This is a genomic window from Rhodanobacter sp. A1T4, from assembly GCF_014207185.1.
In the GTDB taxonomy this organism is placed as follows: Bacteria; Pseudomonadota; Gammaproteobacteria; order Xanthomonadales; family Rhodanobacteraceae; genus Rhodanobacter.
Genome location: NZ_JACHCP010000001.1, coordinates 666,323 through 688,464 on the forward strand (window position 1 = coordinate 666,323; position 22,142 = coordinate 688,464).

General features: G+C 60.6%; 23 protein-coding genes. 13 read left to right on the forward strand and 10 right to left on the reverse strand.

From position 1 onward, the window contains the following. Nucleotides 1-54: 54 nt before the first annotated feature. Together HDE80_RS03070 and HDE80_RS03075 are read right to left on the reverse strand one after the other, a co-directional pair. The gene (locus HDE80_RS03070) at nt 55-741 is read right to left on the reverse strand and encodes a methionine ABC transporter permease (protein ID WP_184601403.1); all 687 of its coding nucleotides are present in this window, start codon (nt 739-741) and stop codon (nt 55-57) included. Further along, nucleotides 738-1,748 carry a methionine ABC transporter ATP-binding protein gene (locus tag HDE80_RS03075; RefSeq protein ID WP_184601402.1) on the reverse strand — a complete coding sequence of 337 codons (1,011 nt, stop codon included), beginning with the start codon at nt 1,746-1,748 and terminating at the stop codon, nt 738-740. The genes HDE80_RS03070 and HDE80_RS03075 overlap by 4 nt, the downstream gene beginning before the upstream one ends. 102 nt (nt 1,749-1,850) lie before the next feature. On the opposite strand from HDE80_RS03075, the gene HDE80_RS03080 reads away from it, so the two are divergent. Further along, a complete protein-coding gene (locus HDE80_RS03080) occupies nt 1,851-2,336 on the forward strand; it encodes a glutathione peroxidase (protein ID WP_184667690.1) in 486 nt (161 codons plus the stop codon). 37 nt (nt 2,337-2,373) lie between these two features. Here the strand turns inward: HDE80_RS03080 and dacB are convergent, their stop codons facing one another. Further along, entirely contained in the window at nt 2,374-3,915 is a 1,542-nt protein-coding gene (gene dacB / locus HDE80_RS03085) for a D-alanyl-D-alanine carboxypeptidase/D-alanyl-D-alanine-endopeptidase (RefSeq protein ID WP_184667692.1), read from the reverse strand. A gap of 119 nt (nt 3,916-4,034) precedes the next feature. On the opposite strand from dacB, the gene HDE80_RS03090 reads away from it, so the two are divergent. Then, nucleotides 4,035-4,517: a peptidylprolyl isomerase gene (locus HDE80_RS03090; protein WP_184667694.1), complete on the forward strand. Its 483-nt coding sequence runs from the start codon at nt 4,035-4,037 to the stop codon at nt 4,515-4,517. Between the two features lie 22 nt (nt 4,518-4,539). Continuing rightward, nucleotides 4,540-5,724, forward strand: coding sequence for an NAD(P)/FAD-dependent oxidoreductase (locus tag HDE80_RS03095; RefSeq protein ID WP_184667695.1), 1,185 nt, complete (start codon nt 4,540-4,542; stop codon nt 5,722-5,724). Nucleotides 5,725-5,751: 27 nt separating this feature from the next. On the opposite strand, the gene HDE80_RS03100 is transcribed toward HDE80_RS03095, so the two are convergent. Further along, nucleotides 5,752-6,843 carry a phospholipase A gene (locus HDE80_RS03100; RefSeq protein ID WP_184667696.1) on the reverse strand — a complete coding sequence of 364 codons (1,092 nt, stop codon included), beginning with the start codon at nt 6,841-6,843 and terminating at the stop codon, nt 5,752-5,754. 147 nt (nt 6,844-6,990) lie between these two features. Further along, entirely contained in the window at nt 6,991-7,359 is a 369-nt protein-coding gene (locus HDE80_RS03105) for a hypothetical protein (RefSeq protein WP_184667697.1), read from the reverse strand. Between the two features lie 176 nt (nt 7,360-7,535). On the opposite strand from HDE80_RS03105, the gene HDE80_RS03110 reads away from it, so the two are divergent. Beyond that, entirely contained in the window at nt 7,536-8,816 is a 1,281-nt protein-coding gene (locus HDE80_RS03110) for a crosslink repair DNA glycosylase YcaQ family protein (RefSeq protein WP_345776396.1), read from the forward strand. Nucleotides 8,817-8,834: 18 nt separating this feature from the next. Here HDE80_RS03110 and HDE80_RS03115 read toward each other — a convergent pair whose 3' ends face one another. Beyond that, entirely contained in the window at nt 8,835-9,302 is a 468-nt protein-coding gene (locus tag HDE80_RS03115) for a hypothetical protein (RefSeq protein WP_184667698.1), read from the reverse strand. A 476-nt stretch (nt 9,303-9,778) separates the two neighbouring features. Between HDE80_RS03115 and HDE80_RS03120 the strand changes: the two genes are divergently transcribed. From HDE80_RS03120 to HDE80_RS03140, 5 genes are all read left to right on the forward strand, one after another. Continuing rightward, entirely contained in the window at nt 9,779-9,988 is a 210-nt protein-coding gene (locus HDE80_RS03120; protein ID WP_184601395.1) for a cold-shock protein, read from the forward strand. Nucleotides 9,989-10,123: 135 nt separating this feature from the next. Next, on the forward strand, nt 10,124-10,990 hold the full coding sequence (locus HDE80_RS03125; protein ID WP_345776397.1) for an alpha/beta fold hydrolase: 867 nt from the start codon (nt 10,124-10,126) through the stop codon (nt 10,988-10,990). A gap of 80 nt (nt 10,991-11,070) precedes the next feature. Next, a complete protein-coding gene (locus tag HDE80_RS03130; RefSeq protein ID WP_184667700.1) occupies nt 11,071-12,135 on the forward strand; it encodes an NADH:flavin oxidoreductase/NADH oxidase in 1,065 nt (354 codons plus the stop codon). A 29-nt stretch (nt 12,136-12,164) separates the two neighbouring features. Continuing rightward, nucleotides 12,165-13,037 (forward strand): pirin family protein, encoded by an 873-nt coding sequence (locus HDE80_RS03135; RefSeq protein WP_184667702.1) that lies wholly within the window; start codon nt 12,165-12,167, stop codon nt 13,035-13,037. A gap of 114 nt (nt 13,038-13,151) precedes the next feature. Beyond that, nucleotides 13,152-13,454, forward strand: coding sequence for a DUF962 domain-containing protein (locus tag HDE80_RS03140; protein ID WP_184601391.1), 303 nt, complete (start codon nt 13,152-13,154; stop codon nt 13,452-13,454). An 11-nt stretch (nt 13,455-13,465) separates the two neighbouring features. On the opposite strand, the gene HDE80_RS03145 is transcribed toward HDE80_RS03140, so the two are convergent. Further along, a complete protein-coding gene (locus HDE80_RS03145; protein ID WP_184667704.1) occupies nt 13,466-13,855 on the reverse strand; it encodes a cytochrome c in 390 nt (129 codons plus the stop codon). 158 nt (nt 13,856-14,013) lie between these two features. Between HDE80_RS03145 and HDE80_RS03150 the strand changes: the two genes are divergently transcribed. Next, the gene (locus HDE80_RS03150; protein ID WP_184667706.1) at nt 14,014-14,802 is read left to right on the forward strand and encodes a tRNA threonylcarbamoyladenosine dehydratase; all 789 of its coding nucleotides are present in this window, start codon (nt 14,014-14,016) and stop codon (nt 14,800-14,802) included. A gap of 45 nt (nt 14,803-14,847) precedes the next feature. On the opposite strand, the gene phbB is transcribed toward HDE80_RS03150, so the two are convergent. Continuing rightward, the gene (phbB, locus tag HDE80_RS03155) at nt 14,848-15,585 is read right to left on the reverse strand and encodes an acetoacetyl-CoA reductase (RefSeq protein ID WP_184667708.1); all 738 of its coding nucleotides are present in this window, start codon (nt 15,583-15,585) and stop codon (nt 14,848-14,850) included. A gap of 174 nt (nt 15,586-15,759) precedes the next feature. Beyond that, complete coding sequence (gene gluQRS, locus HDE80_RS03160; protein ID WP_184667710.1) at nt 15,760-16,626, reverse strand: tRNA glutamyl-Q(34) synthetase GluQRS; 867 nt, start codon at nt 16,624-16,626, stop codon at nt 15,760-15,762. A 165-nt stretch (nt 16,627-16,791) separates the two neighbouring features. Here gluQRS and HDE80_RS03165 point away from each other — a divergent pair, with 165 nt between their 5' ends. Next, complete coding sequence (locus tag HDE80_RS03165) at nt 16,792-17,466, forward strand: epimerase (protein WP_184667712.1); 675 nt, start codon at nt 16,792-16,794, stop codon at nt 17,464-17,466. An 18-nt stretch (nt 17,467-17,484) separates the two neighbouring features. Here the strand turns inward: HDE80_RS03165 and HDE80_RS03170 are convergent, their stop codons facing one another. Continuing rightward, the gene (locus HDE80_RS03170) at nt 17,485-18,375 is read right to left on the reverse strand and encodes a YihY/virulence factor BrkB family protein (RefSeq protein WP_184601385.1); all 891 of its coding nucleotides are present in this window, start codon (nt 18,373-18,375) and stop codon (nt 17,485-17,487) included. 282 nt (nt 18,376-18,657) lie between these two features. Here HDE80_RS03170 and htpX point away from each other — a divergent pair, with 282 nt between their 5' ends. Then, entirely contained in the window at nt 18,658-19,545 is an 888-nt protein-coding gene (gene htpX, locus HDE80_RS03175) for a protease HtpX (protein WP_184667714.1), read from the forward strand. 117 nt (nt 19,546-19,662) lie between these two features. After that, a complete protein-coding gene (gene htpG, locus HDE80_RS03180; RefSeq protein WP_184667716.1) occupies nt 19,663-21,534 on the forward strand; it encodes a molecular chaperone HtpG in 1,872 nt (623 codons plus the stop codon). The last annotated feature ends 608 nt before the right edge of the window (nt 21,535-22,142 follow it).

Consider the following 22,142-nt stretch of genomic DNA (forward strand, 5'->3'; position numbering starts at 1 on the left):
GCGCACAAGAGTAGCCGTCCATACTGCCAAATGCAAAGTGCCATGTGTTGTTGCTCAACGCCGACCGTAGTGTGCCACGATGCGATCGCCGAGCATCTGCAGCAATTGCACCAGCACGATCAGCAGTGCCACGGTCACCAGCATGTAGTCGGATTTGTAGCTCAGGTAACCGTAGCGGTAGGCCAGATCGCCCAAGCCGCCGGAGCCGACCGCGCCGCCCATCGCGGTGTAGCCGACCAGGGCGATGGCCGTGACGGTCACGCCGGCCAGCAGGCCGCCGCGTGCCTCGGGAAGCAATACATGGCGCACGATCTGCCACAGGCTGGCACCCATCGCCTGGCTGGCCTCGATCACGCCGTGCTCCACCTCGCGCAGCGCGGTTTCCACCAGCCGAGCGAAGAACGGTGCCGCGCCGATCACCAGCGGCGGAATCGCGCCGCGTATACCGAGCTTGGTGCCGACCAGAAAATACGTAACTGGCATCAGCACGATCATCAGGATGATGAAAGGCACCGAGCGCAGGATGTTCACCAGCAACGAGGTGATGGCGTATAGCTTTGGCATCGGGCGTAGCTGACCGTTGCCAGTGAGGTACAGCAGTACACCCAGCGGCAGGCCAAGCAGTACGGTGAGCAGCAGCGAGCCGCCAAGCATCAACAGCGTATCGATGCACGCATGGCCGATTTCGCCCCAATCGTCGATGTTCGGGAACAACGTCTGCAGAATCGGTGCGTGGCTCATCGGCGCAACTCCTCGATCTCGATACCCGCTTCGCGCAGGGCCAGCATGGCTGCATCCACGCGCTCACCCTGCATCGCCAGCGTCAGTTGACCATAAGGCATGTCCTTGATGCGGTCGATGCGCCCGGCGAGCAGGTTGAAATCGATGCCGGTTTCACGCGCGACCCGACCTAGTGCCGGTGTCCATGTCGCGTCACCACGAAAGCTCAGTCGCAGGATGCGTCCGGGCACACGTGCAAAGGCAGCCTCCTCACCAATGGCTTCCTCTGGCAGCGCCTCGTTGACGAAGCGCTTGGTGGTGGCATGCTGCGGATGCAGGAAAACGTCGATCACGCTGCCGCGCTCCACGATTTCGCCGGCATCCAGTACGGCGACGCGGTCGCAGACACGGCGTACGACATCCATTTCGTGCGTGATCAGCACGATGGTGAGTTTCAGCTCTCGGTTGATCTCGGCCAGCAGCTCCAGTACCGAGGCCGTGGTCTGCGGGTCGAGCGCACTGGTGGCTTCGTCGCACAGCAGAATGGATGGTCGGTTGGCCAGCGCACGCGCAATACCCACGCGCTGCTTCTGGCCACCGGAAAGCTGTGAGGGGTATTTGTCGGCATGGTCGGTCAGGCCAACCCGCGCCAGCAACTCGTCGACGCGCTTGCGCAAGGTCACTGCATTGCGCTCACCCGCCAATCGCATCGGAAACGCCACGTTATCGGCCACTGTCTGCGAGGCGAGCAGGTTGAAATGCTGGAAAATCATGCCGATCCGCCGCCGTTGCGCGCGAAGCGCCGGTTCGGCCAGTGCGGTCATTTCGGTGTCGTTGACGAAGATGCTGCCACCGCTGGGGCGCTCAAGCAGGTTGATCAGCCGTATAAGCGTCGATTTGCCGGCGCCGGACAAGCCGATGATGCCGAAGACTTCGCCATCGACGACCTCCAGGCTGAAAGGCTTCAGCGCAGGGATATCGTGACCGTCGACACGATAGGACTTGTGGACATCGACAAAGCGGATCACGGCATGGCCTGGCTTTTGCGCTAAACCGTCATTCTATGTCACGAGCGTCATCATGGATGGCGTAGACTCGGCAGAGTTACCCCACCAGCAGGAGCTTGCCTTATGTCCAGCGTCTACGATTTCACAGTCCGCGATATCGACGGCAACGAGCGCTCGCTCGGCGAATGGCGCGGAAAAACCCTGCTGATCGTCAATGTCGCCTCCAAATGCGGTTTTACCCCCCAATACAAGGGGCTGGAGAACCTTTGGCAGGATCAGCGTGACAAGGGGCTGGTGGTGCTGGGCTTTCCCTGCGACCAGTTCGGTCATCAGGAGCCGGGCGATGCGGAGGAGATCAAGACGTTTTGCAGCACCCGCTACGATGTGACGTTCCCGATGTTCTCCAAGGTCGAAGTCAACGGCGATCATGCCGATCCTCTTTACCAATGGCTGAAAAGCGAAGGCAAGGGCATTCTGGGCAGTGAATCCGTCAAGTGGAACTTCACCAAGTTTCTGGTCGATGAACATGGCCAGGTAGTGAAGCGCTACGCGCCGACGGATACACCTGAAAAGATCGGCAAGGACACCTTGGCCCGTCTGGGCGGCTAAACGCTTTCCGGGAATGCGGCGTTGGCCGAGGTGGCAGTCAACTCCGTCCGTGGAAATTCGCCAACAGCAGAGCGATCGCGTTGACGTCGCTGCCCGCACTGGGTCCGTTCGTGGGCGGCTCGTAATTATTCAGCATGATGGCAAACGCCAGCCGCTCGCCTGCTGCACTGGTGACATAACCAACCAGGCAGTGCACGTAGGTCATGCTGCCAGTCTTGGCATGTACATTATTTTCGGCCGCGGTGTGACGCATCTGCCCGGTCAGGGTGCCATCGATGCCAGCGATCGGCAAAGCTTCGTGCAGCTGTGCGGCATAAGGCTGCGCGGCTAGATAGGCGAGCAGTCGCACCATCGCATCGGGCGTCACCAGATCGCGTCGCGACAGTCCGGTGCCCTCGTCGATCAGGCCGGCCGATGGCGGAATCCCGATCTGCGTCAATAGCTGATGCAGCGCCTTGACGGACCACTGCTCGGTGCTGGCAAAAGGCACGATCCCGGGGGTAGCTTCCATCGACTGCTGATGCTTGCCCACACTCAAAAAAAGATTCTGCAGATACAGATTCTGCGATCGCTTCAGCCCACGCTGCAGAACATCCATCAACGGCGGTGACTGGATTTCAGCCAGCGTATCGGCGCGCGCGACAAGCGCCGTATCGTCCTGCGGCCAGTGCAGTGCGTGCACCTGGCCGGTCAAGTGGATTCCTCGATCTGCCAGCGCCTGTCGCAGTTGTGAGCCCGCTACCAAGGCGGGGTCCGGCAGGGCGAGCTTGAAATGCTGTGGCGGTGTCTTAGCTGCGATGGTGCCGAAAGCGTAGAGCGTGCTGTCGCCCGGCGCGCGGTAGAGATTGATATCACTGGGCAGGCGCGACAGTGTCGTCGTCAGCTGGCCTAGCTGGGGCATCTGCGCATCGACCGGATCAAAGGTCAGGCTGGCGGGCAGCCCGGTTGCCGATCCTGGGCTCACCGTGATGTCGACGATATTTTCGTCCACGCTCAAGGCGGAAGACGGCACGGCAAACCAGCTCTGCAGATCGCCGGCTTCCCAACCGGATCCGAATGCGGGGCCAGTGAAGTAGCTGTCGTCGGCGATCAGATCGCCGCGCACCTGTCGTACACCACGCTGGAATAGTTGATTGGCCAATTGATCGGCCCAGTCGGTGCTGGTTGCCGTGCCCAGTGTCGGGTCACCCATGCCATAAAGAATCAACGGGCCATTCAGACGGCCATCGTGAATATCATTATTAGCCAACAATCGGGTCGGCATACGGTAATCCGCGCCCAACGTGGAGAGGCTCAGCGCGGCGGTGAACAGCTTGGCGGTGGAGGCTGGTTGCATCAACTGATCGGCGTGATGGGTGTACAGCGCGCGGCCACTGTCCAGTGAAACCACGGCGATGCCCCAGTTGGCAGCGGCGAAACGCGGCTGGCTGATCTGCCCATCGATGTCTGCCGCCAAGCCCGCAGCGCTGGCCGTGCTGGCCGATGAGGATGCTGTGGCTGAGCCCAAGGCAAACCAGCAGGCGCAGACAAGCAGGCCGGCGGCAAAATGGCGATATTTCACGCTTGGTGCGGGAATCATGACTTTAGTATCGCCAATCCCGCGGCATCCTGCTTACTGCCATTTCGCGGTGATCTGGTAGCCTTTGTCATTCGTGTCGGCACCTGGCCGGCGGACCTACAACTATTCGTGAGACTTCCATGCAGATTGCCCACAACTCCGTTGCCGCCTTCCATTACACGCTGACCGATGACCAGGGTCAGGTTGTTGACAGCTCCGAAGGTCGCGAGCCACTGACCTATCTGCACGGTACCGGGCAAATTGTGCCGGGACTGGAAAAGCAGATGGAAGGTCGCAGCGTCGGTGACAAGTTCAACGCTGACGTATCACCTGAAGAGGGCTATGGCGTGCATCACGACGAGCTGATTCAGGAAGTGCCCAAGGATGCCTTCCAGGGTGTCGAAGACATTCAGCCCGGTATGCAGTTTCAGGGCCGCGGCCCACAAGGTGAGATCAACGTCACCGTGACCAAGGTCGAAGGCAATACCGTGTTCATCGACGGCAACCATCCGCTTGCCGGCCAGGCGTTGCATTTCGCCATCGAAGTGACTGATGTGCGTGCGGCTACGGCGGAAGAGCTGGAGCACGGTCATGTGCACGGCGCGGGTGGTCATCACCACTAAGTTTTGCCTGTACGGGGGCGACATGGAACGACGCCTGGATATCGCCATTGTGGGTTACGGTGCGGCTGGTCAGGCCGCATCGTTGTTTTTGTCGAAACAAGAACACGCGCTGAGCGTGTTCGAACAGGCCGACTCGCCAGGACCGGTGGGTGCTGGATTTTTGCTGCAGCCGACTGGACTGGGTGTGCTTGCCCGACTCGGTCTGGCTGAGCAGGTCATGGCCCAAGGTCAGCGGATCGAGCGGCTGTATGGTTGCAACGCGAATGGCCATGGCGTCATGGACATGCGTTACAGCGATCATTCGCCTGGCTGCTTTGGGCTCGGCCTGACGCGCGGAAGTCTGTTCAAGCTGATGCGTGATGCCTGGCCTGATGCGGCACAGCTGCGTACAGGCATTCGGATGGATCGGATCGACGCGGACGGCAAACACCTGATCGACAGTGTGGGCGAGCGGTACGGCCCATTCGATCTGATCGTGATAGCCGATGGCGCAAACTCGCGGCTGCGCGACTCTGCTCCGAAGATCGTTCGGCGGCAGGCGTTGTATCCGTGGGGAGCTATGTGGTGCCTGCTACCGGCCGAGAGCTGGCCGCATCCGGATACGCTGCACCAGCGCTACGGAGGTAGCCGCGAAATGATCGGCCTGCTGCCGGTGGGGCAACGCGCCGATGGCGATGGCCGCTGGCTGACCTTTTTCTTCAGTCTGCCAGGCGGACAGGTGGATGGATTTGATGGCGACTCACTGGTCCACATGCGCGACAGGACACGCATGCTCTGGCCGCAGGCGCTGCCATTGCTCGATCACATTCGTGAGCCGGCCCAATTGAATCGCGCTCGTTATCGCGATGTGGTGTTGCGTGCGCCGGTAAATGGAAGGCTGGTTTTCATTGGCGATGCGGCGCACGCCATGAGTCCGCAGCTGGGGCAGGGCGTGAACATGGCGCTGCTGGATGCCGAAGCGCTGTCCGATGCATTGGCGGATGCCAGCGATATCGATGATGCGCTGCGCGCTTATCCTCGCTTGCGCAGGCAGCATCTGGCCGTCTATCAGCAGTTGAGCCGATGGCTTACACCTTTGTTCCAGTCAGATCGTGCTGGGCTGGCGCGCGTACGCGATGCCTGTTTTGGTCCGTTGGGCCGGTTTCCGCTGGCGTGCGGCCAGATGCTGAAGATACTCACCGGTACAAAACAAGCGTGGTGGCGTTAAGGCAGCACGCCTTGGCGAACGCGACGATCAATACCAGTCGAGCAGCGTGATGCCCACGCCCAGATAAGTGGCATTGTGGTTGTAATCGATCAGGCTTTCGCCGTAACCCTTGAACGCTTCCATGTAGCCGCGCAAATTGCCGATCAGCGGGAAGCTCCAGGTGAACTGGGCAGCGCCATGCGCATCGCTGCCGCCGCGCAATGAGCTGCGCAGCATCAGGCCGAATTCCTGACCATTCCACTCGTGGATGATCTGCATGTCGCCACGGCCCATGTAATTGCTGATATCCGGGTTGTTATCACTGGTGCGCGACTCGGGAATGCGCCACCACGGACGAAACATCACCGTCCAGCTGTCGCGTTCGAAACCGATGTCGGCCATCACGCGGTTCCAACTGCGGGAAAGCGGGTCGGATTGGCCGTTGGACTGATGGTCTACGCCAATGCCAAGCAGTCGACCGTCCCAGCCGAATAGCTGGTAGTTGGTGTTGAACATCAGTATGGCTTCGGGCTCGTAGTCGGTCTCGCGGAACGGGCGCGAAGCCTCGGTGTTATAGACCTGCCAGTGTGAGTCCTGGGTATAACCGACCCACACGTCGCCGGCGTCACCGAACACGCCTTGCCATATCTTGGTCTTCAGGCTGAGCTGGAATTTCGCTTCCACATTGTCCAGTTGCTGCGGCGTGGTCACCGTGTTGACGGGATTGGGGCTATGCGGTTCATCGTTCTGATTGCTGGTGGCGAAAGCTGGCATGACGTACACCGGTTTGTAGCCACGTATATTGAACGTGCCGAGTTTGCTTTCCGGAGAAAGCTCCCAGCGGCTGTCGAGCAAAGACAGCGGCTTGCCGGCCGTCGCGTCGCTAGGTACGGCGGCGGTGGGCCTTTCGTGGCCAAAGATACTGGTCGGTGCGCTGGTGCTGGGCTGGTCGCCGCGTTTCTGTGCCGCGGGAAGGTTGACCCTGCCGGTGGAGCGGTCGTAGCAGGCCAGTCGTTGCGCGTCGCTTTCGATGCCGGTGCAGGCACGTATATCGGTTGGGCTAGGGTTCTGCGCATGCGCCGGTGTGGCGATAACGCCGGTCAGTAACGCCAGTGGCGCCGCAATGAAAAGAGGCTTCATGAAGAACTCCAGAAAATCTGATGGCGAGGATCAAGCCAGACTTCTGTGCCACGCATCCCCGGCGCGCGATGGAAAGTTTCTCATAACGACACCAAGCAAAGAGCCGGCCGTCGTCGTTTACTGCGACCGGCTTCTCGCCACGACGGCTTAAAGCTGTTTTAACCAGCGCTGATATTCGGCCTTGCTGACTTTGCCATCACGATTACTGTCCGCATGGATGAAGTCATTGGCCAGTGGCGGATACGCATCCGCCTGACTCTCGCTGATGGATTTGCCGCCGCCGGATAATTGCTCGAACGATGGCGGGGGTGGAATGGCAGGTGCACTCGCTGGAGCGCTGTTGACGATTACCTCACCCTGCGGAGTCTGCATGGCGGCTGTAGTGGGAGATGGTATGGCAGCGGCGGTACTCGCTGGCGCAGGCGGCGGTGTCGACATGTCTTGTGCGAGCAATGCGCTGGCGAACAGCAGCATGCCAACGGTGAAGGCAGAGATCAGTGGTTTGCGAGATTTCATCGTAGATACTCCGTGCCAGAATAAAGGTGCTTGAACAAAGCGTCGTCCCAACTTTACTGGCGTCCGAAACCTTTTCAGCAAGATACTGTTGGCCGGAAGGGCGGACAATGCTGATGCCAGCAAAGACCTGATCTAATGAAGCCCTCTTATCCTGTTCGTGAATCCGTGAAGCTTCTGTGTCGTTGAATGCTGCGCACACCCAAGGCCCTGCGATAACGCTCACACAGGCGCGTTTGTTGCATCTGCATGCGCAGGGCTTGTTGCAGCCGTTGCGGCGGCGTGCGCGGCGTGCCGATGTCGTGGCCATGATCGAGCGGATGCGGCTTCTGCAGATCGACACCATCCACGTTGTCGCGCGTAGTCCCTATCTGGTGCTGCATTCGCGCCTTGGTCATTACCCGAGAGTGTGGCTGGACGAGGCGCTTGCCGGCGGTCGGCTGGTCGAATGCTGGGCACACGAGGCGTGTTTTGTTCCTGCCGTGGATATTGCCTTGCATCGCGGTTGGCGCGAACAGCGTACTCATCATTGGGCTTATCGCAATGCCGCGCAGATGCACCGCGATCAACGCGCGGGCATGGACGAACTGCTGGCAGGTATTCGACATTCCGGTCCGGTGCGGGCTGCGAATTACGCGAGAGCAGAGGCTGACAAGGGGGCGGCCAAATCCGGCTGGTGGGCCTGGAAGCCCGAGAAGCGCTGGCTGGAAGCGTGGTTTGCGCTTGGTGAGCTGATGGTGGCGCGGCGCGATGGGTTTCAGCGTGTGTATGATCTCGCCGAAAATGTGTTGATCCGCCTTGATCCGCCTTTTGATCACACCGCCGAACCGCAGTCGGTAGCCGAGCTTCGACGGCGTTTCATCGCCGATAGCGTGCGTGCGCTAGGGGTGACGCAGGCCGCGTGGGTCGGTGATTATTATCGGTTGAAGCCGACTGTTACCGACGAGGAACTGGCACCGCTAATGGCCAATGGCGAACTGCTGGCTATAGCCGTGCAAGGCTGGAACAAGCCAGGTTATGTGCATCGGGATCACGCCGACGCCTTGCAGAAAACCAGCCTTGGCCGACTGCGCGCAACGCATACGGCGCTGCTTTCGCCATTCGATCCGGTGGTGTGGGATCGTGCCCGCGCACGGGCCATGTTCGGCTTCGACTACTCCCTCGAGTGCTACACGCCGGAGGCCAAGAGAAGCTATGGCTACTTCGTGCTGCCGATTCTGCATCGGGGGAGGTTGGTCGGACGGCTCGATGCCAAGGCACATCGTGCCGATGGCGTGTTTGAGATCAAGTCGTTTTTCCTGGAGCAGGGCGTCAAGGCGGTCCCGGCTTTGTTGGCTGCTGTAGCATCAGCGATTATCACGACTGCCCGGTGGCACGATACGCCTGAGGTTCGAGTCACCGACACTGAATCGACTGCGCTGACAAAAATGCTTCGAGTTGCCTTGATCGCAGCGCTTTGATTTATCGATATCGATGAATCAAGGCGTGGTGCTGGCGGGCGCTGGATTCGCGTCGCAGGACTTGCCGTGGAGCGCATCGCGTAGCAGGCTGGCGAGCGAGTTGCAGCGAGCGGCCAGTTGCGGGCGAATGTCCGGATCCTGCGAATCACGCAGCAGGCTGGTGCGCATGGCGTCATAGCGCGATTGCAGCTGACTCGGTGCAAAAATGTTGGCGGCGCGGTGACAGGCCATGTAGCTGGACAGGTAGTCATCACAGGCTGCAATACCGGTGTGATCAGGCAGATTGGCGGCTGACTGGGTCGCCGTGCCACTAGCCGAAGCCCGATGCGCAGTGCGCGTAGAGGTTGTCGTACTGCTGGCGGTCGGTGCCGATGTTGTCCGTGTCGCCGTGACGGTCGTCGTTTTGGCCGGTGGTTGATGGGCGCAACCTGCGATTAAAAGAACGGCTATCACGCTGGCCAGGGTTAAACGGGGCATGACGTACATAGGGTGCTCTCCTCAAAAGCGGGTTGGAACGGACATGCCGAAAAGCTGGCCTGCTGTGGTTTTCGTCTCATCCACACAATAGACAGGGTTGGAAGTAAAAAGAATCTGAATTTGAGATCAAGACGGCCCGTAATCGCAAGAAAATGCCAAGACAAGCGAAATTCAGCCCCGAGCAGCGTAATCCCGCCTCGATTGCACCGTTCAAGCCTCAGTTCCAGCCGCCACGTGCCAATGTCGACAGGCTGACAGCGATTCGTGCTCTCTTATCCTGATAATTTGCGCAAAAATGCCTTGACAAATTGCTCGCAAGCTTGAAACGGGTTAGGTATGCTCTAGTTACTGTGTTTGCTCGGCAGCGTGCGTGCCCGGTATGGATCTCATTAATCCACATCGCTACACCCGATCCAGGCACGCCAGTAAACCGTCGGCCCAGGGGCCGGTTTGTCTAAGCGCCAAGTAATGGATTGGAGTGAGTCATGTCGGATCGTGAAACAGGTACAGTCAAGTGGTTCAATGACGCCAAGGGGTTTGGCTTCATCAGTCGGGAAAGTGGTCCTGACGTGTTCGTGCATTTTCGTGCCATCAGCGGCTCCGGCTTCAAGAGCTTGCAGGAAGGCCAGAAGGTCACGTTCGCCGTCGTCAACGGCCAGAAGGGCCTTCAGGCTGAAGATGTAACGCCGGTCTGAACCGACGCGACCACATCAGAAGAAAGCCGGCGCAAGCCGGCTTTTTTTGTGGTCGATGCCTCAATTCGCTAGCCTGTCGGTATGCCCGATCAATTCTCTGAAAATGCGTTTGCCCCGCCGCCTTCCGATTTACCCGTGCTGACGAGTCAAGTCGTCCTCCCGATCACCGCCGTCGATGGCGCACGTTTTGAACTGCTTTGCGTGCATCCGGATGGCGGGTGGCAGCAGCTACTGTACTGGCTACCCGCGATGGGCGTGCCGGCCAAGCACTATCTGCCTATGGCCGAAGCGCTGGCAGTGCACGGCATTGCGGTGGTCATCCACGAATGGCGTGGCATTGGCTCCAGCGATCAACGGGCCGGGCGGATCAGCAATTGGGGCTATCGCGAATTGTTGCTCGATGATTTGCCGCCCGCGATGGCAGCCGTGCAGGCGCAATGGCCGCAAAAAACCTGCTGGCTCGGCGGCCACAGCCTGGGCGGACAGATCGCCTCACTTTATGCCGCACTGCATCCTGGCGAGCATGCCGGTATCGCGCTGGTGGCCAGCGGTGCGCCGTATTGGCGCGCCTATCCGCATAGCCTGTTGATCAAGGTGGGTTGCATGCTGGCGCCATTGGTAGCCAATCTAGTGGGTCACCTGCCAGGTCGCCGGATCGGCTTTGCCGGGAACGAGGCGCGCCGCCTTACGTCCGACTGGGCACGTAGCGCGCGCAATGGACGCTACTCGGCCACCGGCATGTCGCAGGATATGGACGGACTTCTCGGTGCGTTGCGGTTGCCGGTATTCGCGCTACGCCTGCGCGATGACTGGCTGGTGCCCAAAGCCTCGTTGGAGTGGTTGCTCGGCAAGATGCCACAGGCGCCAAATGTGGTCGACATGCTGACTCCCGATGATATGGGCGGTCAGCCGGCCGATCACTTCAGCTGGATGAAGTCGCCGGCGCCGATCGTCAAACGCATCGCCGCATGGATTACCGCTCGCACCATCACGATGAGTTGATGCTGATCATTCGATGTTGGGTGCTTGATACGTCGTTGACATGCCTGCATGTCTGACATCGATTCCTATCGGAGCAACCCATGAATCTGTTTGATCCGCTGGCTCAGCGTAGTCTGGCCTTGCGCCATCGTCTGGTGATTTCGCCGATGTGCCAGTACTCGGCTACCGATGGCTTGCCCGATAACTGGCACCTGGTGCATCTGGGCAGCCGGGCGGTTGGCGGCGCGGCGCTGGTCATCACCGAGGCGACGGCAGTATCGGCGCAAGGTCGCATTTCGCATGGCGATACTGGTTTGTGGAACGATGCCCAGGTGGAAGCGTGGAAGCCGATTGTGCGCTTCGTGCAGTCCAGCGGCGCCATTGCTGGCGTGCAACTGGCGCATGCCGGACGCAAATCCAGCGCTCAGTTGCCGTGGGAGGGCGGCGGTTCGCTGGCTGCCGATCAGGCGCCATGGACCACGGTGGCGCCTTCTGTCATTCCCTTCGACGCGGGTTGGCATACGCCGCAAGCGCTGGACGAAGCGGGTATTCAACAAGTCGTTGCTGACTTTCGTGCAAGCGCGCGGCGTGCCTTGGCCGCTGGCTTCCAGCTGATCGAGCTGCACGCGGCGCACGGCTATCTGCTGCATCAGTTCCTGTCGCCATTGAGCAACCAGCGAACCGACCCGTATGGCGGCAGCTTCGACAATCGCACCCGTATCGTGCGCGAAGTGATCAGCGCCGTGCGAGAGGTGTGGCCGGCGGAACTGCCATTGTGGCTGCGTATCTCGGCCACCGACTGGGCTGAGAACGACGCTGGCTGGAATATCGAGCAGAGCGTGCAACTGGCGCAACAGGTCAAGCCGTTGGGTGTGGATCTGATCGACGTCTCCAGCGGTGGCATGTTGGCGCACGCGAAGATTCCTGTCGGCCCCGGCTACCAGGTGCCGTTTGCGGCGCGTATCCGCCGCGAGGCAGACATCGCCACCGGCGCAGTCGGTATGATCACGGAAGTCGAACAGGCGCAAGCAATCATCGCCAATGGCGAGGCCGACGTGGTGCTGACTGCCCGCGAAAGTCTGCGCGATCCGTACTTCGCCCGCCGTGCCGCGAAGACCCTGGATGTGAAGATCACGCCGCCGGTTCAATATGGGCGTGCCTGGTAGCCGTTATTGATTATCCCAAGGAGATCGCGATGCAAATTGCCCCGACCCTGATCGAAGGCCGCGTGCACGATCTGGGTGATGACTTCGCCGTGCGTCGCCTGCTGCCCGCGCAGCAGGCGCGACACGTGGGGCCGCTGGTGTTTTTCGATCATATCGGTCCGGCCAGCTTTGCGGCGGGCAAGGGCATGGACGTGCGGCCGCATCCACATATTGGGTTGGCGACAGTCACGTGGTTGTTCGAGGGGGCGATCCGCCATCGCGACAACCTGGGCAGCCTCGCCGACATTCGCCCCGGCGAAGTGAACTGGATGACTGCCGGTAACGGCATCGTGCACTCCGAGCGTACGCCGCCAGACGAACGACGCGATGGTCAGACGCTGCACGGTATCCAGATCTGGGTGGCGCTCCCGCAGGCCGACGCCGAGGTCGATCCCGAGTTCCATTACCACGATCGCACCCAGTTGCCGCGCATCAGCCAGCCGGGTGTCGATGCGATCCTGATCGCTGGCGAGGCTTACGGTGAGCGCTCACCGGTGAAAGTATTCGCCCCGATGTTTCTGCTTGAGGTGAAACTCGCTGCCGGTACTGAACTGGCACTGCCGCCGGAGCATGCCGAGCGGGGCGTCTATCTGGTCGAGGGCGCGGTACGTTGGGGCGAGCTTGATCTCAGCACGACGCAAATGGCGGTCCAGGCCGGATCATCGGCACCATCGCTGCGCGCGAAGCAGGATAGCCGTTTGATGCTGTTCGGCGGCGCCCCGCTCGATGGCGAGCGCCATCTGTGGTGGAACTTCGTCGCCAGCAGCCGTGAACGCATCGAGCAGGCCAAGACGGAATGGGCCGCGCAGCGTTACGCCCCAGTGCCTGGTGACGAGGAAGAGTTCATTCCGTTGCCTGGCTGATCGGTTGTGTGACGCGTTCCATCTCGCTCATGCAAAGCGTATGTTGCGGCGCCCGTTGCTCCGGTCGCATAGCGAGTTCATGCTTGGGCAGTAGATTGATCGCGGAGCAAACTCATGACCAGTTTTACCAACTTCAGCGAGTTCTATCCCTATTACCTTGCCGAGCACGGTAACCGCGTGTGCCGACGGCTGCATTTTATCGGCAGCAGCCTGGTGATCGCAGTAGTGGTATTGGCGCTATCGACGGGGCAATTGCGCTGGCTCTGGCTGGCGCCGGTTGCCGGTTATGGCTTTGCCTGGGTGGGGCATTACGTGTTTGAGAAGAATCGCCCGGCCACGTTCAAGCACCCGCTCTACAGCCTCCTCGGCGATTGGGTGATGTACGGCCAGATGCTGCGTGGAAAGGTTCTCTTCTAGAGAACAGGCTCTCAGCGGTATTTGTCGTGACAGCTCTTGCAGGCTGCGCCGATCGGTTTCATCGCTGCGGCCAGCGCAGCGCAGTCAGCCGGCGCCGATTGCAGCGCCTGTTGCACGCGGGTTTGTAGCAAGGTCGCCGCATCAGTAAACGGCTGCTCGGCAACGCCGAACGTCGGCACGACATCGGTTGCGGTGGACTGCACGCGTTCCAGATGGTGCTGGATGCTGGCGGCGGTGCACTGCTTGGTCTTGAGCGCGCGGCTCAATTCATCCATGTGGTAATCCATGGTATCCATTACTGCCTTCGGCATCGGGTTGCGCGCGGCCAGCGTGCTCATCACATTGACCGTACCGATAATGCCGATCACCAGTCCCAGCAGAATCATCAAGGCAACGCGCATCGGTACGGTTCCAAATGAATTCGACAAGACCGCCAGAATAACCCGCCCGTGCGCGACCTATCCATGCAACAGGGATAAAATAACGGTTTGGCACATTGGCAGGGCAGATCGGTGACCTCTTGGCAGGCAACAGCATTTCCGTCCCAAAGCAGGTCAGCATGAGCGTCGAAAATTTTCCGATCGAGCGCTTTGCCGGCGTGGAACGTCTCTATGGCGTTGGCAGCGTTGGCGCGTTGTCCAACGCGCACGTCTGCGTGATCGGCATCGGTGGCGTGGGCTCGTGGGCGGCCGAGGCGCTGGCGCGCAGTGGTGTCGGCAAGCTCACCCTGATCGATGCCGACGAGGTCTGCATCTCCAACACCAACCGCCAGTTGCATGCGCTTGATGGCGAATACGGCAAGAGCAAGGTCGGTGTGATCGCGACGCGCGCGCATGCGATCAATCCTGCGATTCAATTGGATGGGATTGAACGGTTTCTCACGCCATCCACGCTGGATGAGCTGCTCGATCGCGGTTACGACGTGGTGCTCGACGCTTGCGATGCATTCCGGGTCAAGCTCGAAACCATCGCGTGGTGTCGGCGACGCAAGCTGCCGATCGTCAGCGTCGGCTCGGCCGGTGGTCGTACCGATTCCACCCAGATCCGTGTGCGCGACTTGTCGCGCACCGAGCACGATGCAATGTTCAGCCTGATCCGCAAAAAGCTCCGCACCGACTTCAACTTTCCGCGCAACCCCGATCGCTACTTTGGTGTTTCAGCTGTCTATTCGCTGCAGAACGTGCAGTACCCGCAGCCCGATGGCACGGTATCAGGCAATCGGCCACCGGGTGGCGATCCATTGAATCTGGCTTGTGGCGGAGGTCTCGGCGCGGCCACGCATGTCACGGGCGCGTTTGCCTTTGCTGCCGTCGGCAAGGTACTGGAAAAGCTGCTTGAGACGAAGTGAGTTTGCCGTTGAAGTCGCATCACGCAACTTCGCCTAAGCAAATCCTCACCCCATGTGATGGCCGCCGTTGATGGCCAGGTTGGCACCGGTGATCCAGCTGGACTGATCGCCGGTGAAAAACGCCACGGCGTGGGCAATTTCTTCGGGCCGGCCAAGGCGCCCCATCGGGATCTGCGCGATGATCTTTTCGCGCACGTCTTCGGGAACCGCCATTACCATGTCAGTGCCTACGTAGCCAGGCGACACCGTGTTCACGGTGATACCGAAGCGCGCGTTCTCCTGCGCCAGCGAGATGGTGAAGCCGTGCATGCCGGCCTTGGCGGCGGCGTAGTTGGCCTGGCCGTACTGGCCTTTCTTGCCGTTGATCGAGCTGATCTGCACGATGCGACCCCACTTGCGCTGGCGCATACCCTCGATGACCGGGCGGGTGACGTTGAAGCAGGCGTTCAAGTTGGTGTTGATCACCGCCGTCCACTGTTCGTAGTCCATCTTGTGGAACGTGGTGTCGCGGGTAATGCCGGCGTTGTTGATCAGAATGTCGACCGGGCCGCATTTTTCCTCGACGCCGCGGATCATCGACTCGCATGCTGCTGCATCGCAGACGTCACCAGGCACCATGCAAACGTCGATGCCTTCCTTTTTCATCGCTGCATGCCATAGGTCGGCTTTTTCAGCGTTGCGAAAATTGGTCGACACACGATGGCCTTGCCCAGCCAGATACCGAACAATCGCGCTACCAATACCGCCAGTACCGCCGGTAATGAAGGCCGTACGTTGCGTCATGAAGTGATCCTAGGGTCCGTTGCCCGAATGAAATGGAAATCTACGAAATATTCGTAGTGAAGCTGATTGGATGGCTAAACGAATCGACGCTGTCGAGCCGACTAGCCAGCTTGGATTTATACACTAACCGCTGCTGATACGAACGCGATTGCGCCTTTGAAGGTTTATACCGATTCAGCCAGCACAGCGGGAGCTGCAATGCGGCAAAGTCGCAGGGTCGAATACGGACAGCGCCCGAGACAGCAGTTCGAGCGGCGTGTTTGCGGCAGGTGCTATCGGCACATCGAGAAACGCCAGCGCGCGGTGCAGTGCAGGCATCGGGTTGGATGGCTCAACCGGACAAGCCTGCTCGGATTTCGACAATTTGCGGCCATCGGCATCCAGTGCCAGCGGCAAATGCCGATACGTTGGCGTGGGCAGACCTAGACAGTGCTGCAGCCAGATCTGCCGTGGGGTGGAGTCGAGCAGATCGTTGCCGCGAACCACGTCAGTGATGCTCTGAAACGCATCATCGACGACGCAGGCTAGTTGATAGGCGTACAAACCTTCCACCCGGCGTATCACAAAATCACCAGCTTGCTCGCGAAGGTTTTGCCGCTGCGGTCCTTGCAGCGCGTCATCGAATATCACGTCGTTGTCCGGCACCCGCAGTCGCCAGGCCGGTGCACGTATCTCGTCCGGCGGGGCGATGCAGATGCCGTCGCGATGCATGCCACCGGCTGCTGCCAGATCGCTGCGGCTGCACCAGCAGGGAAAAATCTGATCGACAGCGCGCAGTTTTTCGAAGGCACTGTCATACGCCGCAATACGCTGTGACTGAAACAGCACCGGTTCATCAGCGACTAGGCCGAAAGCCGTTAGCGCCGCAAGGATGGTGCTTGCCGAGTCGGGTACCTCACGCGGCGGATCGATATCCTCCATCCGCACCAGCCACTGTCCGCCCGCATGCCGTGCGCACAGCCAGCTACCCACGGCGGCGACCAACGAGCCGAAATGCAGCAATCCGGTGGGCGAGGGAGCGAAGCGGCCACGATAAGTCATCGGCTTAGTTTAGGTGGAGTGCGGGCGTCGTCGGCACATCTGCGCAAGGACATGACCAAGAAACGTCGCAGGATGGCCCTTCGACACTACGCCAGCCCCAGAACGAATCTATTGGCCGCATACTGCAAAACAGGCTGAGCAATAGCTGCATCGAGGAGTCACTGCGTGAAAGTTCTCTTGTTTGGTGCCACCGGCATGGTGGGTCAGGGCGTGCTGATCGAATGCCTGCGCGCCGCAGACGTATCGCTGGTGCAAAGTATCGGTCGCACTGCGCTGGATCAGCAGGACGCCAAGCTGCGCGATGTCGTGCATCGCGATCTGCTCGATTACAGCGCCATCGAATCGCAACTCGAGGGTTTCGATGCCTGCTTCTTCTGCCTCGGCGTTACCTCCGCGGGCAAGACCGAAGCGGACTACGCACACCTCACCTATGACATCACGCTGGCGGCGGCGAACACCCTGGCGCGCCTCAATCCGCAGATGACCTTCGTCTATGTCTCCGGCGCGGGCACCGACAGCACGGAGCAGGACCGCAGCATGTGGGCGCGCGTCAAGGGTCGTACGGAGAACGCGCTGCTGAAGCTGCCGTTCAAGGCGGCCTACATGTTCCGGCCCGGCGTGATCCAGCCGCTGCACGGCGTGCGCTCGAAAACCTCGTCGTATCAAATTTTGTACACGCTGACGCGACCGTTGCTCCCGCTGCTGCGGGCGATGCTGCCGGCAACGATATTGACCACGGAAATCATGGGACAGGCGATGCTGGCAGTAGCCAGGCGAGGCGCCGCAAAGCCGGTGTTGGAAGCCGCTGATATCAACGCGATTGCCACCACCGCAGGCTGATTGCCTGCGCCAATGGATTCAAGCCATCGGTACGCTGACCTTTTCGGCCGGTGTTGCCTCGATCTCCACCGCGTGCGCGCTGGGGCGGATGGGTTTGCCGCGTGCGTCGGCGAGGCCGCGAGTGAGTTCGGCGCCCATCAGCACGATGATCGACGAGTAGTAGACCCACGTCAGCAGCACCACGAACGCACTGGCCGGCCCGTAGGCGCCGCCGACATTGCTGTGACTGATGTAAAGCCCGATGCCGAACTTGCCGATGATGAACAGGACGGCCGTCAGCAGGCCACCACCCAGCGCGTCGCCCCATTCGATCAGCGCATCCGGCAGTACCTTGTACATGGCACCAAACACCATCACGAAAATGACGGTGGAAATGACATCTTCGATGATCAGCCATGCCAGCGTATTGCCCGGTACCAGCGCTTCGATGATGCCGCTGAGCACAAACGAGATCACCAGCAAAAAGCCAATGCCCACCAGCAAGGCAAGCGCATGTGCGCGTGTCCTCATCCATTGGCCAACCGCCGCGCCAGGCTTGGGCTTGACCCGCCAAACGCGGTTCAAGGTGCCCTGCAGCTGCGCGAAAACCGCCGAGGCGCCAAACGCCGTCACCAGCAGGCCGATGATGCCGGCGATATTGCCCGTTTGGGGTCGTGCCTTCGCATTGCTCATGATGCCTTTCACCGCATCGGCGGCGCGCGGCCCCACCATGCCGTTGAGTGCGTTGATAAGGCGCACATCCCAGCCGCTGTGCAATAGCGACACCACCCAGATCAGCAGCACCAGCAAGGGCGCAAAGGACAGGGCGGAATAAAATGCCAGCGCCGCGGCGCGCGTCAGCAGCTCGTCGTCGCTGAAGCCGCTGGCGGCGGATTGGACTGTGAGCTTGGCCGTTTTAAAATGGCTCATGGGACAACACTCCCAAATGGATGAAACGGGACACGACCGCGCCGGTGGTAGTGACCATGCCAAAAACTGCGTTCGCCGTGGTGAAGAGCTGGCGAAAAAGGCGCTCACGGTGCCTGAGGCCGAGGCTCCACCGTCGCCCAAAGGTACCGCGACGCCCTGAACCAGCGCCGCTGCCATGCGGTCTTATCCTTGAAACTACACCGTCGTGCCCCGAATCATAAGCTGCTAGATCAACATGATCCGTTCATCAGCCTCCCACAACCCAGCGTTCGAGAGACCACCATGCGCCGCATTGCCCTGTTCCTGCTGACCAATATCGCGGTATTGATCTTGCTGAGCATCGTCTGCCACCTGCTCGGTATCGACCAGATGGCCGCCAGCCGCGGCTATGGCGGCATGGGAGGGCTGCTGGCATTCGCGGCTGTATTCGGCATGGGCGGCGCCTTCATTTCGCTGGCCATCTCCAAGTGGATGGCCAAATGGTCGACCGGCGCCAGGGTTATCGCCCAACCGCAGAACGAAACCGAACGCTGGCTGCTCGACACCGTTCGCCGGCATGCCCAGCAGGCCGGCATCGGCATGCCGGAAGTGGCGATCTACGATGCGCCGGAGATGAATGCGTTTGCTACTGGCATGAGCAAGAACCATGCGCTGGTTGCGGTGAGCAGCGGCCTGCTGCAGCAGATGGATCGTGAACAGGTCAAAGCCGTGCTGGGCCATGAGATCGGTCACGTCGCCAACGGCGACATGGTGACGCTGACCCTGATCCAGGGCGTGCTCAACACGCTGGTGATCCTGGCCGCACGCATCGTCGGCCGCGCGGTCGATAGCTGGTTGTCGGGCAGCAGCAACAACCGCGGGGGTGGAGGCATCGGCTACTTCGTGGTGGTGATGGTGCTGCAGATCGTGTTCGGCCTGTTCGCCTCGATGATCGTGGCGGCTTTCTCGCGCTGGCGCGAGTTCCGCGCCGATCAGGCGGGCGCGCAGTTTGCCGGCCGAGGTGCGATGATCTCCGCCTTGCAGCGTCTCAAGGTCAACCACGGTGAAAGCACGCTGCCCAATACCATCGCCGCGTTCGGCATCTCCGGCCCGCTGGCTGAAGGCTTCAAGCACCTGTTCATGAGCCACCCACCGCTGGACGAGCGCATCGCGGCATTGCAGAAAATCTGAATTCAGGGGCGAGGGGCGAGTAACGAAGGCATCTTTTCGCTGCAGTGGGCTTGCGCCCTCGCTCCCCGTCCCTAGCCCCTACCAACTAATCGATAAAACGTCACCCATAGGTAACCCATGAACGCACCCGTCGCCGAAACCCGTAAATTCGAAGCCGAAGTCGCCCAGGTGCTGCACCTGGTCACGCACTCGTTGTATTCGCACAAGGAAATTTTCCTGCGCGAGCTGATCTCCAACGCCTCCGATGCCTGCGACAAGCTGCGCTTCGAGTCGATCGCGCATCCCGAGTTGCTGGTGGGCGGTGGTGAGCTGCATATCGACGTCAGCTGGAACCCGGAGGCGCGTACCGTCACCATCAGCGACAACGGTATCGGCATGACCCGCGATGAAGTCATCGCCAATATCGGCACCATCGCCAGCTCCGGCACCAAGCGTTTTCTCGAAGCCATGTCCGGCGAGCAGAAGGCCGATGCTCGATTGATCGGCCAGTTCGGCGTGGGCTTTTATTCCGCCTTTGTGGTGGCCGACAAGGTCACCGTGCGCAGCCGCCATGCTGGCGCGCCGGCGAGCGAAGGCGTGCAGTGGGAGAGCGACGGCAAGGGCGAGTATTCGCTGGAGCAGGTCGAGCTGCCGGAAAGCGGCACCTCCGTCGTGCTGCACCTGAAGACCGACGAGGACGAGTTCCTCAAGCGCTGGCAGCTGCGTTCGCTGATCACCAAGTATTCCGATCACGTCGCCTTTCCGATTCGCATGCCGGTGGAGAAAGACGACAAGCCGACCGACGAATGGGAAACCATCAACGCTGCTTCGGCGCTGTGGACCAAGCCCAAGTCGGAGATCAGCGACGAGGACTACCAGAGCTTCTACAAATCGCTGGGTCACGATTTCAACGACGCGCTGGCGTGGACGCACAACCGCGTCGAAGGCAGTCAGAGCTTTACCACGCTGTTGTACCTACCGTCGCAGCCGCCGTTCGATCTGATGATGGGCGGACGCGACGAGCGCAAGGGGCTGAAGCTCTACATCAAACGCGTGTTCATCATGGACGCGGCCGAAGAGCTGCTGCCGAACTACCTGCGCTTCGTCCGCGGTGTGGTCGATGCCGACGATCTGCCGCTGAACGTCAGCCGCGAAATTCTGCAGCAGAACCGCCAGCTCGAGCGCATCAAGGCCGCCTGCGTCAAGCGCGTGCTCGACCTGATCGAAAAACTGGCGCGCGATGAGCCCGAGAAATTCGCCACCTTCTACAAGGCCTTCGGCAACACGCTCAAGGAAGGCATCAGCGAGGACGCCAACAACCGCGAGCGCATCGCCAAGCTATTGCGCTTCGCCTCGACCAAGGGCGAAGGCACGCAGCAGACCGTGTCGCTGGATGACTATATCGGTCGCATGGCGATCGGTCAGGAGGCCATCTGGTACATCACCGCCGACAGCTACGCCGCCGCCTTCGGCAGCCCGCAACTTGAAGCGTTCAAGGCCAAGGGCATCGAAGTGCTGCTGATGTTTGACCGCATCGACGAATGGATGATTGGCTCCCTGAGCGAGTACGAAGGCAAAAAACTCAAGAGCGCGGCCAAGGGCGATGTGCCGCTCGATGACGCTGACAAGGCCAAGCAGGAAGAAGCCACCAAGGAAGCCGAGCCGCTGCTCAAGAAGCTTAAGGAACTGCTCGGCGATCGCATCGGCGACGTCAAGGTCTCCGCGCGCCTCACCGACTCACCCTCGTGCCTCGCCCTGAGCGACTACGAAATGGCCCCGCATCTCGCCCGTCTGCTGCGCGAAGCCGGTCAGGACATGCCCGAGTCCAAGCCCACGCTGGAGATCAATCCACAGCATGCGCTGGTCAAGCGCGTCGAGACCGAAACGGATGAGGCGAAGGCGAAGGATCTGGCCACGTTGCTGTTGGAGCAGGCCGAGATTTCCGCTGGGGCACAGTTGCCGGATCCTTCGGCATTTGTGCAGCGGATGAATCGGGTGTTGCTGGGGTAAGACGCTTCGCGCCATGACGTATGAAGAGCCCGCCGAAATGGCGGGCTTTTTCTTTGCCATTCTTGTAGAGCTAAAAAGCTATCGTGCGCCGATGGCGACCGAGTCACTTTTCTCTTGCGTGGCCACGTCCGCGCTTGGAGCGCGGACGAACAGCGAAGCTGGCCCGAAGGGCGGAGGGCAGGATGCCCGGAGTAAGAGAAAAATAACCCAAAGAGAAGGCCACCCCGCTTGGCGCTTGCCGGGCATCCATGCCCGGCAAGTCCGTGAGCTGTGTACCCCAGTGGGCATAAAGCCGGGCTTTTCGACAGCACATCCCTGTACTGACGAAAAGGAATCGGCCTCCTGCCGATTCCCGCTACGCGGCCTGTCGTCCACACCTCACCGCCGCACAGGGGCCCGGGTAGAGCGGCGGGCCTCCTGCCCCGCACTCGGCACACCTGCTGATTGGCTAGCTCGGTCCCGTTATGCGTGGCGATGTGAGAGCAGAAAACCGATGATCCGAAAGAAAGGGTTCTGACACGAATGGTACTTACTTAAGCCTCTTCGGGTGGCCAAATCGCCGTATTTTGTCGCGAGCGATGGGACGTGGTTGAGTGAGGAGCGGCAAC

Bases quoted from the DNA above. Each gene is read 5' to 3' on its own strand.
- HDE80_RS03150 (WP_184667706.1), top strand. From the start codon at position 14,014: ATGAGCGTCGAAAATTTTCCGATCGAGCGCTTTGCCGGCGTGGAACGT.
- gluQRS (WP_184667710.1), bottom strand. From the start codon at position 16,626: ATGACTTATCGTGGCCGCTTCGCTCCCTCGCCCACCGGATTGCTGCAT.
- HDE80_RS03120 (WP_184601395.1), top strand. From the start codon at position 9,779: ATGTCGGATCGTGAAACAGGTACAGTCAAGTGGTTCAATGACGCCAAG.
- HDE80_RS03140 (WP_184601391.1), top strand. From the start codon at position 13,152: ATGACCAGTTTTACCAACTTCAGCGAGTTCTATCCCTATTACCTTGCC.
- HDE80_RS03105 (WP_184667697.1), bottom strand. From the start codon at position 7,359: ATGAAATCTCGCAAACCACTGATCTCTGCCTTCACCGTTGGCATGCTG.
- HDE80_RS03170 (WP_184601385.1), bottom strand. From the start codon at position 18,375: ATGAGCCATTTTAAAACGGCCAAGCTCACAGTCCAATCCGCCGCCAGC.
- HDE80_RS03115 (WP_184667698.1), bottom strand. From the start codon at position 9,302: ATGTACGTCATGCCCCGTTTAACCCTGGCCAGCGTGATAGCCGTTCTT.
- HDE80_RS03070 (WP_184601403.1), bottom strand. From the start codon at position 741: ATGAGCCACGCACCGATTCTGCAGACGTTGTTCCCGAACATCGACGAT.
- HDE80_RS03080 (WP_184667690.1), top strand. From the start codon at position 1,851: ATGTCCAGCGTCTACGATTTCACAGTCCGCGATATCGACGGCAACGAG.
- HDE80_RS03135 (WP_184667702.1), top strand. From the start codon at position 12,165: ATGCAAATTGCCCCGACCCTGATCGAAGGCCGCGTGCACGATCTGGGT.
- dacB (WP_184667692.1), bottom strand. From the start codon at position 3,915: ATGATTCCCGCACCAAGCGTGAAATATCGCCATTTTGCCGCCGGCCTG.
- HDE80_RS03095 (WP_184667695.1), top strand. From the start codon at position 4,540: ATGGAACGACGCCTGGATATCGCCATTGTGGGTTACGGTGCGGCTGGT.
- htpX (WP_184667714.1), top strand. From the start codon at position 18,658: ATGCGCCGCATTGCCCTGTTCCTGCTGACCAATATCGCGGTATTGATC.
- HDE80_RS03130 (WP_184667700.1), top strand. From the start codon at position 11,071: ATGAATCTGTTTGATCCGCTGGCTCAGCGTAGTCTGGCCTTGCGCCAT.
- HDE80_RS03100 (WP_184667696.1), bottom strand. From the start codon at position 6,843: ATGAAGCCTCTTTTCATTGCGGCGCCACTGGCGTTACTGACCGGCGTT.
- phbB (WP_184667708.1), bottom strand. From the start codon at position 15,585: ATGACGCAACGTACGGCCTTCATTACCGGCGGTACTGGCGGTATTGGT.
- htpG (WP_184667716.1), top strand. From the start codon at position 19,663: ATGAACGCACCCGTCGCCGAAACCCGTAAATTCGAAGCCGAAGTCGCC.
- HDE80_RS03090 (WP_184667694.1), top strand. From the start codon at position 4,035: ATGCAGATTGCCCACAACTCCGTTGCCGCCTTCCATTACACGCTGACC.
- HDE80_RS03145 (WP_184667704.1), bottom strand. From the start codon at position 13,855: ATGCGCGTTGCCTTGATGATTCTGCTGGGACTGGTGATCGGCATTATC.